A 15,638-nucleotide genomic window follows, 5' to 3' on the forward strand; every position below is an offset into this window, starting at 1 on the left:
ACCAACCTGTGTATACATGTGTCTACCGGTCATGATGACCCGCCGGACAACAACAGACAAGGCCGAGAAGGCCAACACAGGAGTGCAGCAATGACACAGAACACACAGGTCGCCATCATCGGTACCGGCTTCTCAGGCCTGGGCATGGCCATCAAACTCAAGGAGGCCGGCTACAACGACTTCGTGATCCTGGAACAGAGTGACGATATCGGCGGCACCTGGCACCAGAATCACTATCCGGGGTGTGCCTGTGACGTTCAGTCGGCGTTGTACTCCTTCTCCTTCGAACAGAACCCCGAGTGGAGCCGGATGTATGCTCAACAGCATGAAATCAAGGCCTACCTGAAGCATTGTGCCGAGAAATACGGCCTCATGAAGCATATCCGGCTGAACACCCATGTCGCCGGAGCGCGGTTTGATGAGAGAGCGCAGACCTGGAAGCTGGAAACCTGCGACAGCGCCAGGCTCTGGGCCTATAGACAGAAACAGGGCCTGAACCCTGGCGACAGGCTGGATCGAAAAGATGAAAAGCTTCCCGAGTTAAGTGCCCTGACGGCAGATATTCTGGTCTCCGGAATGGGAGGATTAAGTACCCCGGCCTACCCGGACATCAAGGGTATTGAGACTTTCACCGGCAAACGTTTCCACTCCCAGAACTGGAATCACGACTACGACTTGCGGGGCAAGCGTGTGGCGGTCATCGGGACGGGCGCTTCGGCGATTCAGTTCGTTCCGGAAGTCGTGAAACAGGCGGCACGGGTGGATCTCTACCAGCGCACACCGCCCTGGATTATGCCCAAGCCGGACCGGGCAATACGGCCAGTGGAGAAACGGCTATTCCGGATGCTGCCCCAGACCCTGAACGCGTTTCGCCAGAGCATCTACTGGACGCTGGAGGCCCGGGTGCTGGGCTTCGTCGGCAATCCGCGCATTCTCAAGCTCGGTGAGCTGCAGGCGCGCCGGCACATTCGTAACCAGATTCCGGACAGGGAATTGCGTAAAAAAGTCACTCCGGATTTTCACTTTGGCTGCAAACGGGTGCTGATCTCCAACAATTACTATCCGGCCCTGGCGCAGGATCATGTGGATGTTCTGACCGATGGTATCCGTGAAGTGCGTGGCCGTGTCGTTGTTGATCGCAATGGCAATGAACGGGAAGTCGATTGCATCATCTACGGCACCGGCTTCAGGGCCCAGGATCCGATTCCCGCCGGCATGATCTTCGGCCGCAACGGTCAGGATCTGCTGGATGCCTGGCAGGACGGCGCCGAAGCCTACAAAGGCACAACGGTAAGCGGCTTCCCCAACTTCTTCATGTTGATGGGGCCGAACACCGGACTTGGTCACAGCTCGATGGTGTACATGATCGAAAGCCAGATCCGATACGTGCTGGATGCCTTGAAGAAGATGGACAAGCACGGCTGGAAAAGCGTGGAAGTGAAGGACGACGCCCTGAGCCAATACAACGCCTCGATTCACGCAAAACTTGGCGATTCAGTCTGGCAGACCGGCTGTAAGAGCTGGTACGTGAACGAAAATGGCAAGAACACCACGCTGTGGCCAGGCTTTACCTGGCAGTTCCGCCAGCAGACAAAACGGTTTGATGCGGGGCGGTATATGTGTGAGCCGGAGGCCGTCGAAGTAGGCGAGGCCGCTCCAGTGTTGTAAGTTACCTGATCGACATGCTACCCAATATGGGCATTAAATTGCCCATATTGGGTAAGATCCGACTAATCACCATTCTCCGTTAGCTCACGGACCGCCAACCTCACTTCCTCACAAACCCGGATTAGGCTTGCAACCAGGCTTTCATCCACGTCAATAAAGCCCTCGTATTCCGCGAGGTTCCGTTTGCGGTGGGCCTGATCAAGAATGCGCCATTTCGCGGAAGGAAGGTCCAATGTGTGCTGCAGACATTGAAAAACAAGGTATCGGTTGTCAGAGCGATATCCGAGATGACGCAGTGATGCGAGTGACAAGGCATGAGCGGCGTTATAAGTCAGATCAAAGCGGCTTTCCAGGCTCAGTGATTCCAGTTGTGCGTCTTGCAGTCGGATACTGCCGGATTGGATAAGGCCAGTTACCTCGCGGGCATCAGCTACTTCGTGATGAAGTTTGCGAATGTTGACCAGATTCTCAAGTGCTTCCTTGTTCATCAATGATTCCCTTCAATAGCAGGTACGGTCCATTCAGTACCTTTCTTATAAACGGATTGTCGTTGTTCCGACGCTTTTCAAATTCGTGCCTGGTGTAGAGTGTTGGGTTCACGGGCCGCGACAGCTCCTGCTCCACCGGCTCCAGTGCGGTAAACACATCTTCGAGGGTTAATGTGTCAGAAACCAGCATAAGGTCGATGTCACTGTCCGCCCGATCAGTGTTTTTGGCAACCGAACCGTAGACCAATGCCAGGTCGATTTCACTGTCCATGGCGCTCAGGGCATTCTTGACTACTTGAGCCGGCCCGAGGGTTTTGGCAACCAGAGAGCACAATTCCGGAAAGATCGGCGCGTCGTGATTGGCTCTATAGCGCTTCTGGCGCCCCTTGATCTCGACAGTGACCAATCCGCTGTCCACGAATCGACCTACTTCCCGCTGAACTGCCCCGGAGCCGGCCTTTGCCCGTTCGATTAATTCGGCTAGTGAAAAGTCCTGATCAGGCTGCATGAACAGCAGGCCAAGCACTTTTTGCCGGGTGCCTGAAAACAAGGCATCCGCAAGGCTGGAGTTTGAAGACATTGAGGGACCACCGGTGTTTATCGCGTTCTTTCAGATTAATGCCTAATTTGGGTAATTTTATACCCACTTTGGGTATATGCAAGGCATCTGTTTCTGCATCCGATTCCAGCTGGTCAATGTATCTTGATAGCCAGTCGTTCGTGCACCATGGTTTACATAAGGGAAGCAGCAGGAGAGCACACCATGACCAAGCCAACCCTTCCTGACCAGCCCCAAATTCTGGAGGCAGAGCAGCGTATTCGACAACAACTGGGCGAAACGCCGCTATTGAATGTGCCTGACTTGGATGCCGCCATGGGCCAGCCGCTGGGTTTGAAGTGCGAAAGCCTTCAGCGCACCGGCAGCTTCAAGGCCCGGGGTGCCCTGAACTGGCTGATGACCGCCAGCGAGAATGAACTCAGTGCCGGTCTGGTGACGGTGTCAGCCGGTAACCATGCCATCGCCCTGGCGTGGGCAGCGGCCATGCAGGGTGTGCCGCTCACCGTGGTCATGCCCGAAGGCTCCAGCCCACTGAAAATCAGCCGCACCCGTGAGCTGGGTGCCGAGGTAATTGTTCAGGGCACTATCCAGCAGGCGGTGGCTCTGTGTCATGACCTTCGGGATCAGAAAGGGCTGACTCTGGTCCACCCTTACAACGACGTTCGCATCATGGCCGGGCAGGGTACCGTGGGCCTGGAGTTGTTGCGTCAACAGCCGGATGTGGAGCGCGTGCTGTGCCCGATTGGCGGTGGCGGCCTGATTTCCGGGCTGGGATTGGCCATCAAGGCGCAGCGACCGGACGTCGAACTGATTGGTGTCGAGCCTGAGGGCGCGGCCACCATGTTCAACGCCTGGCACCATCAGGATTCCGCTGCCAGCCTTGACTCAGTGGACACCTGGGCCGCGAGTCTGGCACCGGCGGTGGTGGGAGATTGCACCTATGCCGCCTCCTGCCAGGTGGTGGACCGGATTGTAACGGTTTCCGAGGCAGGTATTCGGGAGGCCACACGACGGCTGCTGACCGAGGCCCGGCTTTATGTGGAACCCGGAGCCAGCGTCGGCCTCGCGGCCTTGCTGGAGAACCGGGTTCCATTGGCCCCGGGGCGGGCGACAGCTCTCATTATCACCGGTGGCAATATGGATCTGGAGCAGGTCTGTCAGTGCCGGTGATCTGGCCAGCTCTGTCTGCCAGCCTGGCCTGAACGAAGCGATCAGACGGAGTGAACAGGCCGGCCCAGATCCCGGAGCACGGTATCCACGACCATCGGGCTCCACAACAGGCGGTTATGACCCAGTCCGCTGGTGCGTAATACATTCGCGCTGTGCCAGTTTTCGACCACTCGCTGGCTTTCAGCCGGTGAAATGGACGTGTCGTCGTCATCGATGACAATCAGACCCCGCTGGCCAAGTGTCTGGGACAGGGCCTCCAGATCCAGCTGGTCCCATACCGATGGGCCGAAACGCTCTTCCATCAGTTGAAGGTGGACAGCCAGGACCTCCGGACTCAGTCCCAGTTGCCGGCCCAGGTTCTTCATCACGGCGGTCACGCTGGCCGGGGGTGCCAGCATGGCCAGATAACTGGGCTGCAGGCCGTCTGCGATGGCCCTGGCCACAGCGATGCAACCGATGGAGTGAGCCAGCACACCATGCACCCGGCCGACACTGGCGGCCACGCGGGTGATGACGTCGGCCATTTCGAACAGGTCGGTGCTTTCCCCCTGGGCTCGACCGTGGGCGGGAGCGTCAAAGAGGACGACACGGTAGCCCGCCTCCAGTAATGGTTCAATCCAGGCGCCGAACTGGATGCCCGCGCCTGCCCAGCCATGGACACCGAGAATCACCGGCCCCTGACCCCAGGAGAACACCGGAATAATGCGTGAACCATGCTGCAGCTGGGTGTAGCTGTCGGCGTTATCCAGCAAATGCTCGTAGCGGATTGGCATCGGGAGCCGGGATGGCCTGAACGCCATGTGGTGCACCAGCCGACCCGCTTTCCGGGGCGACACCCGGCCGTAAAGTTTCAGCGCCAGCCGGGTGGCCGAGAGCCCCAGGTTTGCGGGTGTCCTGGCCTGGCTGGTCGGGCGGAAGATTTCTGATTGGGTGTTCAGTTGTGAAGTCATGGAGAAACTCCTTCTTCGTGCGCTGGTGGATGACAGCTTCAGGTTAGGACTTGCCGGTGGCCAGCAGGAGTGTCATATTTGACATATAAAGTGCGAAACGGGCCAATCATCAATGATCAACATTGCTATCGTTGCCTTACCCAATTGCCATGCCTCCGGTGTGCATGGTGTGATGGATTTCTTTACCGTGGCCAATTACTGTGCCCATGTGCCGGGTGTTCGGGGGGAGCCTCTGTTCAACGGACAGGTAGTGACGGTGGATAACGAGCCGGTCCGTGGCTACAGCGGTGCCGTGGTAACACCGACGGTGCGCCGCGAAGACTTCGAGCCAGACCTTATCGTGGTGGGTTCTTCAGTGGAGGCTGCGGTCAGCGCTGACCTGCTGGAGCGCACCCTGGCGCCGGCCATCCCCTTACACGGATGGCTTCGACAGGCGTTTGACCGGGGCGTTGTGCTGGCAAGTGTCTGCACCGGCAGCTTCGTGCTGGCGGAGGCCGGGTTGCTGGCGGATCAGGTGGCCACGACCCACTGGCGGGCAGCGCTGCAGTTCCGGAACCGTTATCCCGATATCCGTCTGGAGGAAGACCAATTGCTGGTGGATAACGGCCAGATCATCTGTGCTGGCGGAGCGACGGCGTTTGTGGATTTGTGCCTCTACCTGGTGGAACGCTTCGCCTCACCGTCGGTTGCACTGGCCTGCAGCAAGATGCTGGTTCTGGATGGTCGCCGGGTGGAACAGACACCCTACATGGCGTTCTACAGCCGCAAGGCCCACCAGGACGACGCCATCCGCAAGGCGCAAACCTGGCTGGAACAGCATTACTCCGAGCCGGTCGGTATTGATGATGTCGCGGAAGTGGCCGGCCTGGGCACACGAACCTTCAAGCGCCGGTTCAAGGAGGCGACCGGAGAGACACCCATCGGCTATCTCCAGCATTTGCGGATTGAAGCCGCCAAACACAAACTGGAGTCGAGCCGCGAGCAGACCGCCCGGATTATCTGGAGCGTGGGTTATGAGGACGCCAGTTCATTCCGGCGCTTGTTCAAGCGGATCGTGGGCTGCACCATGGAACAGTATCGCAAGCGCTTCAGCTATGTGACGCCCATGGCAGTGTAATGGGCTGGCATCTCATACGTTCACTTCCGTACGGCAAAAAACGTTGTAGCAAGCTATGCTTACCGGCTTTCTTTGAACCCTGGAATGCCCCGAATGCTTGAGACGTTTTTCTCCACCTTTATCAGTAGCACCATTCGCTTTCTGTTTTTGCTGGCGCCCTTTTTTGTGGTGACCATGTTCCTCGCACTGACCCGGGGATTACCGGCGGCCGAGAAGACGTCGATCATTCGCCGCGCCTGCGTCTCGGCGTTTGTTCTGGGCGTGATTCTGTTCTTTGCCGGCCCGCTGCTGTTCAGCGCTATTGGCATCACCCTTAGCTCCTTCCGGATCGGCGCAGGCAGTTTGCTGTTCCTGACTGCCATCAGTCTGGTCACCAGTGGCACCCGCAATCACGCCACCGGCTTGCCGGATGAAGATCGTGATGACATTGCCGTGGTACCCCTGGCGATTCCGGTAATGATTGGCCCGGCAACCATAGGTGCGATTCTGGTGTACGGGGCGGAGCTGAAAACCGTGGCCGAAGTGACCGGCGGGCTTCTCGGGCTGGTATCCGGGTTGTTGATCCTGGCAGTGCTGCTGCAGCTATCGGGCTATCTGGAAAAGGTACTCGGCAAGACCGGCCTCAACATCCTCTCGAAAATCAGTGGGCTGATTCTCTCCGCCATGGCAGCTGAAATTGTGCTGACGGGCATTGCGGGATTCATTGCCACCACCTAGAGTATTTCCGGTCGTTTTCCGCTGGGGGGTCCGTGATGTCGGCCAACACCATTGAGCACAATCGCAACCGGTACAACTTCGCCGGCGTTGAGTCGATCTGGCTGTTCGGTTATGGCTCGCTGATCTACAAGGTGGATTTCCCATTCCTGGAGCAGCGCCCGGCCTCGATTCGTGGCTGGGAGCGGCGGTTCTGGCAGGGTTCTCACGATCACCGGGGCACGCCGGAGGCTCCCGGACGGGTGGTGACCCTGGTGGAGACGCCCGGGGCTGTCTGTAAGGGCATGGCATTCCGGGTGTCGCCCAATGTGTTCGAGCATCTGGATGTGCGGGAGAAGAACGGTTACCTGCGCTTCAGCACCACTCTTACGTTTGAGGATGGCAGTCATGCCGAGGGGCTGGTTTACATTGCCACCGAAGACAACGAGGCCTTCCTGGGCCACGCGCCGGACGCGGACATCGCCCGTCAGATTGCCGTCGCGTCCGGTCCTAGCGGCGCTAATTCGGAGTATCTGCTGAGGCTGGCGGAATCGCTTCGTGCCCTTGGCGCCGATTGTCCCCACACCTTTGCGATTGAGTCCCACCTGCGCTCTGCCGGGGGAAGCGACACTTCCACCGGCTAAAACGTCAAGGAGACAGGGCTTTGCGTAAAGATCCTGCAAAGCCTGCCTGGAGGCACTGACATTCTCTCCCGGTTCGTTAATCTGGGTTCAGAGGCATTCGGCAGTGGGGCCGGGTGCGGTATCTGTCTCTGAAAAAGACGGGAGAATCATCATGAAGCGATTGTTGATTGGAAGCCTGGTGACGGCGTTCCTGATGGTGTCCGCTCCGGCGATGGCCGATGACGACAACCGCCGCGGTTCGGGCTGGCAGAAGCACCAAGAACGGGGCCAGGCCATGCCGCTGGGCCACCAGAAAAAATTCCTGCAGGCGCACTATCGCCGTGACCATTACGGTCGCCACCACCACCAGCGCAAGCACCAGAAGTGGGACCGTAAACATCACAGCCGCAACGACCGCCATCATTATTCTGGCAAGAAGCACAAGCGTGATGTTTACCGGGACAGATACGACAGGTATGACCGGCACCATTCCGGCCATTACCGTATCAGACTGGGCTACAGCGACGGGCTACCACCTGAGGCCCGAATCGGCCGGATCATTCACGACACTCACGTACTGGTTGAATCTTCCCGCCGCTGAGTGAGGCGCCACGGCCTTGCCGCCACTCTGGTTCCGGGGCAGGATTGAAGCCCCGGGCCGGTGACCTGCGTCGTTGCTGCAGGCCGATCAGCAGTAGCGGCACCACGATCATCAGGCTGCCGGCCAGGAACCAGAGGTCCGGCACTTCTCCGAACCAGATCCAGCCAATGCCCACGGCCCAGATCAGCCCGGTGTATTCGGCGCTGGTGACCTGGTTGGCATCCACCTGGCGATAGGCTAGCAGTACGGTGATGTTGTAGCCCAGTATGAACAGGGCGGAACCCATGGCGCTGATGAGCATACCGGAATCCCAGGGAGCGCCTTCCCACCAGGCCAGGGCACCCGCCGCTGGCAGAATCAGCAGGTAGTTCAGGAACAGTTTGTGGACGGTGCTTTGCTGCTTCGGCAGCTGGCGGACCATCACGGCGTTGATGGCCAGGGCAAAAGCGGCTGCCAGCGCAGCGACGGCGGCCCAGTTGAACTCGACCGGCCGTAGGATCAGTACGATGCCGGCAAAGCCGCTGAACACGGCGGTCACGCTTAGCGGGGTCAGTTTTTCCCGGAACAGGATAACGGAGAGCACCATGACCAGAATGGGCGCTGCGTAGAAGACGGCGTTGGCGGTTGCCAGGGGCAGGTTGCCGAGGGCAATGACCATGCAGAGGATGCCCGCCAGGTGGATATGGGCCCGGAAAGCGTGGATTTTCAGGCCAGAGAACAGGTGGTTCCGGTCCAGCTGCTTTGCCAGCGGCAGCAGAAATCCGAGGGTGATCAGGCAGCGCAGGAAGGCAAACTGGAACACCGGGGCGCCGGGCTCGAGCAGTTTGATGAATACGTCAGAAATCAACGCCATGGCATTGCCGATGATCAGCAGCAGAATGGCACTGTTTACGGTTTTTCCTGACATATTCTTTCCCTCCGTTCTAAAACTCTGGGTGCATGAGCCCAGACAGGAAATGGCTTCCGAAAACCGCTGCAAGTACATCCCTGTACGCTTGCTTTCCGCCATCCATGGCTCCAAGCATTTTCGGAAGCCATTTCCTGCCCGGGCTCCCCTGACTCGCACTGAGATTCTATTTGGGTTTTAATATCCGATAAAATGATCTTTATTTGATCGCTATTAGAAAATTAGATAATGAAACTGCCACCCCTGAAAGCCCTGCCCGTATTCGAAGCCGTTGCCCGTCTCAACAGCTTTTCACTCGCTGCCGAGGAGCTGGCGGTGAGCCAGAGCGCCGTGAGTCACCAGATCAAACAGCTGGAAACCTATCTGGGGGAGCAACTGTTCTGGCGCAGTGGCCGAACGCTGTCGTTGACCGACGAGGGACGGCAGTATCTTGATGCAGTGAGTTCAGCCCTGCTGCAGATTGAACGGGCCAGCGAGCAGTTGTTGGGCCATGAAGAATCGCGGTTGCGGCTGTCGGTGTTCAGTTCGTTTGCGGTGCGCTGGCTGGTGCCACGGTTGCCGGAATTACACCGCTCGCACCCGCAACTGGATCTGGCACTGGAGATGAGTAGCGCCAATCCGGTGCTGTCCGATCGGGTGGCAGACTGTTTTATTACGGTTGGCAGGGGGTCGTCGGCGTACAGCTATGAGTTGCTCTATGTGGAGCGGTTGTTTCCGGTCTGCAGTCAGGACTACTGGCAAAAAATCCGGCGCGAACTCGGGCGTTCGGGATCGGATGGGGAAGAGGCTCTGCTGACACCGGAGGATGTCGCGCGGTTTCCGTTGTTGTCGACCCACAGTATTTTCGAGAAACCGGCGGGAGACTGGGAGGTGTGGTACAGGGCGGTAGAGCGGGACATTCCCGTGGGCGCTCGGGTCCAGCATTTCAGTCATATGCTGCTGGCGCTGGAGGCGGCGCGTTTTCATCAGGGCATCGCGCTCACGAATGATTACATGCTAAGCACCCGCAAGGATTCCGAGGATTTCGTCAGGCTGCCCTGCCATCCAGTGATGACCGGGGACGAGTTTTTCTTTGCCTGGAAAACCAGCCGGCGCGGTGAGCGGGGCATTCAGTTGTTGCGCCGCTGGCTGGTGAGTCAGGCCATCGAGGGCGGGCTTCGGGGTGAGGCGGATTAGCCGCCCTTGAGAGCTTCCCAGACTTCGATGGCGGCGGCCAGGTCCTCCAGTGAGGCACCCACGGATTTGAACAGGGTGATGGCGTCATCACTCGTGCGTCCCGGTTTCTCGCCTCGCAGGAGTTCCGCCAGTTCGGCCTGCAGGTCTGCCTTGCTGAACACCCCTTCGTCGATGGCCTGGAGAATATCGCCAGCCTCGCCCAGGGCGCCTGCGTAGGTGTCCACAAAGACCTGGCTGCGGGCCAGGCACTGGCTGTCGGTTTCACGCATGGATGGCCGGAATGCGCCCACCAGATCCAGATGGCTGCCAGGTCGCAGCCATTCACCCCGGATCAGCGGTTCGGTCGACAGGGTTGCGCAGCTGATGATGTCTGCTTGGGGTGCGGCGGTTTCGAGATCCGTCACCGCCTCGCAGTCGAACCGGTCCCGGAATTTGTCGGCCAGGGCTGTTGCCTTGTCCGGGTTTCGGCCCCAGACCCGCACTCTGCGGATGGGGCGAACGGCCGCGTGAGCCTCGATCAGCATCGGTGCCAGTTTGCCGGTGCCGACCACCAGTAGCGATTCGGCATCCTGCCGTGCCAGTTCGCGGGCCGCCAGGGCTGAGGCTGCGGCGGTACGCCTGCTGGTCAGGGCGCTGCCGTCGATACAGGCGAGCGGCGTGCCATGCTGGCCCTCGCACAGGATGTACAGGCCCGAGATGGCAGGCAGGCCGGCGTTGGCGTTCTGGGGAAACACGTTGACCATTTTCATGCCGATGTAACCGGCCTCTTCCCAGGCCGGCATCAGTAGCATGGTGGCCTCACCGTCTGGGCGGTGCATGGCGTGATGGTGTCTTGGCGGCGCTTTCACGCCCTCGCGAAAGGTGGTGGCGAGACGTTCGATCAGTGCCGGCCATGCCAGCGCGCCGGCCACCTCTTGTGCAGAAATAACTCGCATAGACCTTAACCCTGTTTACGACTGGCCAGTCGCTGGATTTCGCCAATGATACCGCGTCGGAATACCATAACGCAGACCACGAATATGGTGCCGAGTATCACCTGTACCCAAGAGCCGAAAGCGGACAGCTCGTGGCTGAGGGCACCCACCGTGATGGCGCCAACCACCGGGCCGAAGACCGTGCCCAGACCGCCCACCAGGGTCATCAGAATGACCTCGCCGGAGGTTTGCCAATGGGCGTTGGTGAGCGCGGCAAACTGGAAAATGATGGCCTTGGTGGCACCGGCCAGCCCGGCCAGGGTGGCGGATATCACGAAGGCCAGCAGTTTGAAGTGATCCACGTCGTAGCCCAGGGACAGGGCCCGGGATTCGTTTTCCCGGATCGCCTGCAGCACTTCACCGAATGGCGAGTTGATGGTGCGATAGATGATACCGAAGCCAATAAGGAAGATGACGAATACGAAGTAATACATGGCGAGGGAGTTGTTCAGGTCGATCAGGCCGAACAGGTGCCCCCTGGGAATGCCTTGCAGGCCGTTCTCGCCGCCGGTGAAGGGCATCTGCAGGGCCAGGAAGTAAATGATCTGGGCCAGTGCCAAGGTCACCATGGCGAAGTATATGCCCTGGCGGCGTATGGCCAGGAATCCGAAGGCCGCGCCAAGCACCATGGCGAACCCCGCCCCGGCGAGTATGCCCAGCAGCGGGGTAAACCCCCATTCCTTGGTGACGTAACCGGTAATGTAGGCGGCGCCGCCAAAGAACGCGGCATGGCCGAACGAGAGCAGACCGGCATAGCCCAGCAACAGGTTGAAGGCACAGGCGAACAGTGCGAAACACAGCAGGTCCATGACGAACACCGGGTAGGCGAACAGGGGGGCGGTCAGGCCTGCCACCAGCATGATGATAAAGAGGATGCGGTTGGTCATGGCGCTTATTTCTCCTTACCAAACAGGCCGGCGGGGCGGAACAGCAGCACCAGCACCATAAGGAAGAAAATAACGGTACTGGCGGCGGGCGGGTAGAACACCTTGGTCAGTCCCTCAACCAGGCCCAGGGCGAGGCCAGACAGAATGGCACCCATGATCGAGCCCATGCCGCCGATGACCACCACGGCAAACACCACGATGATCAGGTCGGCCCCCATCAGCGGGCTGACGGAGTAGATTGGAGCGGCCAGCACCCCGGCCAGGCCAGCCAGGCCAGCGCCAAAGGCGAAGGTCAGGGTAACCATGAGGGGGACATTCAGGCCAAAGGCCTGGGTCAGGTCGGGGTTTTCCACCCCGGCCCGCAACCGGGAGCCGAGCTTGGTGTGTTCAATCGCCCACCAGGTGGCAAAACAGACCACCAGGGAAAACACGATGGCAAACAGGCGGTAGGTGGGGAAGTACATGAACCCGAGGTTGACCACACCACTGAGCGCTTCGGGCTGGCCCGGATAGGGCGTACCAGAAACGTTGAAGTAGTTGGCAAACAGGCCCTGCAGGATGAGCGTGATGCCAAAAGTGAGCAGCAGCCCGTAAATGTGGTCGAGCTCGTAGAGCCGCTTGAGCATCAGGCGTTCAATCAAAACACCTAGAATACCGACGATAACGGGCGCCACCAGCAGTGACGCCCAGAATCCGATCTGAAGGCTGATTCCGAACCATTGCTCCAGGAGAGAGTAGCCGATGAGGGCGATGAACGCCCCCAGCATGTACATGGCGCCATGGGCAAAGTTGATGATATTCAGCAAGCCGAATATCACCGCCAGCCCCAGGCTCAACATGGCGTAAAACACACCCACGTTCAGCCCAAGCAGCGCCTGGGCCAGTATGACCTGTATCGACACGTTGGCTATCTCCCCGAAAGCAGTGGTCGGTTCTACCGTTAGTTAACTAATGAACATTTGGATTCGGACAGCGGAATAAATGCCTGATCCGCCGGAATCTTCGATACCACTCTCAGCAGATCCCATTCGCTTTCGGATTCCTCGGGCTTCTTCACTTCCACCAGGTACATGTCGTGCAGCATGGTACCGTTTGGGAGGATGGATCCGTCTTTCACAAACATGTCGTTCAGGGTCATTTCGCCCAGCTTGGCGCGAACGGTATCGCTGTCGTCGGTACCGGTCTCCTTGACGGCTTTCAGATAGTTGGTGACGGCGGAGTAAACGCCGGCGTGCACCATGGTGGGCATGGCGCCGTGGCGTTCAAAGAAGCGCTCCGACCAGGCCCGGGTTTCGTCGTTCTGGTTCCACACGAAGGCGGTGGTGAATTGCAGGCCCTGGGCAATGTCCAGGCCCATGCTGTGCACGTCGGTGATGAACACCAGCATACCCGCCAGTTTCTGCCCGCTTTGCACGATCCTGAACTGGTTGGCCTGTTTGATCGCGTTCACCGTGTCCTGCCCGGCGTTGGCCAGGCCGATGACGTCGGCACCGGAGGATTGAGCCTGCAGCAGATAGGACGAGAAGTCGTTGGTGGACAGCGGTGCGTTGACGTTGCCAACCACTTCGCCTCCCAGGCTCTCCACGACCGCGCCGGTGTTGTCGCGCAGGGAATGACCAAAGGCATAGTCGGCGGTGATAAAGAACCAGCTCTTGCCGCCGTTCTTGACCATGGCCGTGGCGGTGCCCACGGGCAGTGCGTGGGTATCATAGACATAGTGGATGCCATAGGGCGTGCACTGTTCCTCTGTGAGGGCAGTGGTGCCCGCCCCGGTGTTCATGGTAATGACCTTTTTGTCATTGGCCAGTCCCTGCACCGACAGGGCCACCGAGGAGTTGTCGAGGGCGGTAATCATGTCGACTTCCTCGGCATCAATCCACTCCCGGGCGGTGCTGGCGCCGATGTCCGGCTTGTTCTGGTGGTCGGCGGAGATGACCTCCACCGGTTGGCCCAGGACGGAACCACCGAAGTCCTCGATGGCCATTTTGGCTGCGATCACGGCGCCCGGACCTTCCAGGGCCTTGTAAACCCCGGACATGTCACTGAGTACACCAATTTTGAGTTTGCCGTCTGTCAGTTCAGCGGTTGCGGTGAGCGGCATCGCCAATGTGGCCACTGCAACGGCGCTTGCCAGTCCTTGTTTCAAGTGCTTCAACATAGTGGGATTCCTTTTCTTGTTAGATTCAGGGTCTTTTCAGATTCAGGGTAGGTGCGCTTGTGGCGCCCCTGGCCCACGGGATCAGACACTCAGGTGCCTGTTCAACTGCTCTTTTTTGGCCTCAAGGTCGGCGGCGTCAATCTGTTCCACCACCTGACCATGCTCAATCACGTAGTGGCGGTCTGCCAGGGGCGCAGCAAAGCGAAAGTTCTGTTCCACCAGGATGATGGTGAAGCCCTTCTCCCGCAGTTTGCGAATCACCTGATCCAGGGATTTCAGGATTACCGGGGCCAGCCCTTCCGTGATTTCGTCCAGCAACAGCAGGTTGGCACCGGTGCGCAGGATGCGGGCAATGGCCAGCATCTGCTGTTCACCGCCGGAGAGTTTGGAGCCCTGGCTTTTCCTTCGTTCCTTGAGGTTCGGGAACATGGTGTAGATGTCGTCCACCGAAAGGCCACCTTCGGCGACCACCGGGGGCAGCTCCAGGTTTTCGTCGACATTGAGGGAAGCAAAAATGCCACGCTCTTCCGGGCAGTAGCCAAGCTTGCCGACATGGGCAATCCGGTGTGTGGGCATGTCGATGATTTCGGTGCCGTGGATCTTGATCGAGCCGGTGCGCCGGCCCACCAGGCCTAGAATGGCCTTGAGGGTGGTGGTGCGCCCGGACCCGTTGCGGCCGAGCAGCGTAATCACCTCGCCTTCGTGCAGGGTCAGGTTCATGCCGTGGAGAATGTGGGACTCGCCGTACCAGGCGTGCAGGTTTTCGATTCGGAGCAACTCCGGGCGTTGATCAGGCGGCATCGGTGGTCCCCATGTAGGCTTCCATCACGGCAGGGTTGGTGGATACGGTGTCGTAATCGCCCTCCGCCAATACCTCGCCCCGGTTCAGCACAGTGATGGTGTCGGCCAGGGTGGACACCACATTCAGGTTGTGTTCCACCATCACGATGGTGCGGCCTTCGACCACCCGTCGGATCAGATCGGTCACTGTGCCCACATCCTCGGAGCTCATGCCCTGAGTGGGTTCGTCCAGCAGCATCAGCCGGGGCTTGAGGGCGATAGTGGTGGCAATTTCCAGGGCCCGCTTCTGGCCATAAGGCAGCTCGACGGCCTTGGTGTCGGCAAAGGAACCCAGCTCCACCAGTTCCAGGGTTGCCTGGGCCTCTTCATTCAACTGGTCCAGTACCCGCATGGAGCGCCAGAACTGGTAAGAAACCCCCAGTGTGCGCTGCAGGGCAATGCGTACATTTTCGCGGGCGGACAAGTGTGGAAACACCGCCGAGATCTGGAATGAGCGGATCATGCCTCGTTGGGCAATGCCGGCGGGTCGGGAGTGGGTGATGTCTTGACCGTCGTAGATAATCTGGCCAGAACTGGGCTTGAGAAATTGGGTCAGCAGGTTGAAAAACGTGGTTTTTCCTGCTCCGTTGGGGCCAATCAGGGCATGGATGCTCCCCGTCTCCACTTTCACGTTGACGTTGTTGATTGCGGTAAAGCCCTTGAAATCCTTTTGCAGATTCCGGGTTTCGAGGATGATCGGGGAAGGCGTTGTCTGTTCGCCCGCAGCCTGGTCGTTCACGGAAATACACCCCTTTCGTTTCAAGTTGGCGACCGGTGCGCCGAGGGTTCGTTATTATTTGTTATTCAAACTCTTTTTTCTGAAAAGG

17 protein-coding genes are annotated in these 15,638 nt (G+C 59.0%); 7 read left to right on the forward strand and 10 right to left on the reverse strand.

The window, feature by feature from the left end; genetic code table 11:
* Positions 1-90 precede the first annotated feature (90 nt).
* Positions 91-1,668 carry a flavin-containing monooxygenase gene (locus CLH62_RS12005; RefSeq protein WP_099618384.1) on the forward strand — a complete coding sequence of 526 codons (1,578 nt, stop codon included), beginning with the start codon at positions 91-93 and terminating at the stop codon, positions 1,666-1,668.
* A 62-nt stretch (positions 1,669-1,730) separates the two neighbouring features.
* Here CLH62_RS12005 and CLH62_RS12010 read toward each other — a convergent pair whose 3' ends face one another.
* Positions 1,731-2,156, reverse strand: coding sequence for a hypothetical protein (locus CLH62_RS12010; protein WP_099618385.1), 426 nt, complete (start codon positions 2,154-2,156; stop codon positions 1,731-1,733).
* Positions 2,137-2,736 carry a nucleotidyltransferase domain-containing protein gene (locus CLH62_RS12015; RefSeq protein ID WP_099618386.1) on the reverse strand — a complete coding sequence of 200 codons (600 nt, stop codon included), beginning with the start codon at positions 2,734-2,736 and terminating at the stop codon, positions 2,137-2,139. Before CLH62_RS12015 ends, CLH62_RS12010 begins: the two co-directional genes overlap by 20 nt.
* A 183-nt stretch (positions 2,737-2,919) precedes the next feature.
* Here CLH62_RS12015 and CLH62_RS12020 point away from each other — a divergent pair, with 183 nt between their 5' ends.
* Positions 2,920-3,885 carry a threonine ammonia-lyase gene (locus CLH62_RS12020; RefSeq protein WP_099618387.1) on the forward strand — a complete coding sequence of 322 codons (966 nt, stop codon included), beginning with the start codon at positions 2,920-2,922 and terminating at the stop codon, positions 3,883-3,885.
* 41 nt (positions 3,886-3,926) lie between these two features.
* On the opposite strand, the gene CLH62_RS12025 is transcribed toward CLH62_RS12020, so the two are convergent.
* Positions 3,927-4,835 (reverse strand): alpha/beta hydrolase, encoded by a 909-nt coding sequence (locus CLH62_RS12025; protein WP_099618388.1) that lies wholly within the window; start codon positions 4,833-4,835, stop codon positions 3,927-3,929.
* Positions 4,836-4,947: 112 nt separating this feature from the next.
* On the opposite strand from CLH62_RS12025, the gene CLH62_RS12030 reads away from it, so the two are divergent.
* The 4 genes from CLH62_RS12030 to CLH62_RS12045 all read left to right on the forward strand — a co-directional run bounded on the left by CLH62_RS12030 (position 4,948) and on the right by CLH62_RS12045 (position 7,869).
* Positions 4,948-5,952 (forward strand): GlxA family transcriptional regulator, encoded by a 1,005-nt coding sequence (locus tag CLH62_RS12030; protein WP_099618389.1) that lies wholly within the window; start codon positions 4,948-4,950, stop codon positions 5,950-5,952.
* Positions 5,953-6,045: 93 nt separating this feature from the next.
* On the forward strand, positions 6,046-6,669 hold the full coding sequence (locus tag CLH62_RS12035) for a MarC family protein (RefSeq protein WP_099618390.1): 624 nt from the start codon (positions 6,046-6,048) through the stop codon (positions 6,667-6,669).
* 35 nt (positions 6,670-6,704) lie between these two features.
* Positions 6,705-7,289: a gamma-glutamylcyclotransferase gene (locus CLH62_RS12040; RefSeq protein WP_099618391.1), complete on the forward strand. Its 585-nt coding sequence runs from the start codon at positions 6,705-6,707 to the stop codon at positions 7,287-7,289.
* Positions 7,290-7,440: 151 nt separating this feature from the next.
* Positions 7,441-7,869: a hypothetical protein gene (locus tag CLH62_RS12045; protein ID WP_099618392.1), complete on the forward strand. Its 429-nt coding sequence runs from the start codon at positions 7,441-7,443 to the stop codon at positions 7,867-7,869.
* Here CLH62_RS12045 and CLH62_RS12050 read toward each other — a convergent pair.
* Positions 7,826-8,776: a DMT family transporter gene (locus CLH62_RS12050; protein ID WP_099618393.1), complete on the reverse strand. Its 951-nt coding sequence runs from the start codon at positions 8,774-8,776 to the stop codon at positions 7,826-7,828. The two genes, CLH62_RS12045 and CLH62_RS12050, sit on opposite strands and share 44 nt — an antisense overlap.
* A gap of 228 nt (positions 8,777-9,004) precedes the next feature.
* On the opposite strand from CLH62_RS12050, the gene CLH62_RS12055 reads away from it, so the two are divergent.
* Positions 9,005-9,952: a LysR family transcriptional regulator gene (locus CLH62_RS12055; protein ID WP_099618394.1), complete on the forward strand. Its 948-nt coding sequence runs from the start codon at positions 9,005-9,007 to the stop codon at positions 9,950-9,952.
* Here CLH62_RS12055 and lhpI read toward each other — a convergent pair.
* From lhpI to CLH62_RS12085, 6 genes are all read right to left on the reverse strand, one after another.
* Positions 9,949-10,887, reverse strand: coding sequence for a bifunctional Delta(1)-pyrroline-2-carboxylate/Delta(1)-piperideine-2-carboxylate reductase (gene lhpI / locus CLH62_RS12060; protein ID WP_099618395.1), 939 nt, complete (start codon positions 10,885-10,887; stop codon positions 9,949-9,951). The genes CLH62_RS12055 and lhpI overlap by 4 nt on opposite strands.
* 5 nt (positions 10,888-10,892) lie before the next feature.
* Positions 10,893-11,813: a branched-chain amino acid ABC transporter permease gene (locus CLH62_RS12065; RefSeq protein WP_099618396.1), complete on the reverse strand. Its 921-nt coding sequence runs from the start codon at positions 11,811-11,813 to the stop codon at positions 10,893-10,895.
* 5 nt (positions 11,814-11,818) lie between these two features.
* Complete coding sequence (locus tag CLH62_RS12070) at positions 11,819-12,715, reverse strand: branched-chain amino acid ABC transporter permease (protein WP_099618397.1); 897 nt, start codon at positions 12,713-12,715, stop codon at positions 11,819-11,821.
* A gap of 38 nt (positions 12,716-12,753) precedes the next feature.
* Positions 12,754-13,971 carry an ABC transporter substrate-binding protein gene (locus CLH62_RS12075; protein WP_099618398.1) on the reverse strand — a complete coding sequence of 406 codons (1,218 nt, stop codon included), beginning with the start codon at positions 13,969-13,971 and terminating at the stop codon, positions 12,754-12,756.
* Between the two features lie 81 nt (positions 13,972-14,052).
* Positions 14,053-14,772 carry an ABC transporter ATP-binding protein gene (locus CLH62_RS12080; RefSeq protein ID WP_099618399.1) on the reverse strand — a complete coding sequence of 240 codons (720 nt, stop codon included), beginning with the start codon at positions 14,770-14,772 and terminating at the stop codon, positions 14,053-14,055.
* On the reverse strand, positions 14,762-15,550 hold the full coding sequence (locus CLH62_RS12085) for an ABC transporter ATP-binding protein (RefSeq protein WP_099618400.1): 789 nt from the start codon (positions 15,548-15,550) through the stop codon (positions 14,762-14,764). The genes CLH62_RS12080 and CLH62_RS12085 overlap by 11 nt, the downstream gene beginning before the upstream one ends.
* Positions 15,551-15,638 lie beyond the last annotated feature (88 nt).

It is taken from the genome of Marinobacter guineae, assembly GCF_002744735.1.
Lineage (GTDB): Bacteria > Pseudomonadota > Gammaproteobacteria > Pseudomonadales > Oleiphilaceae > Marinobacter > Marinobacter guineae.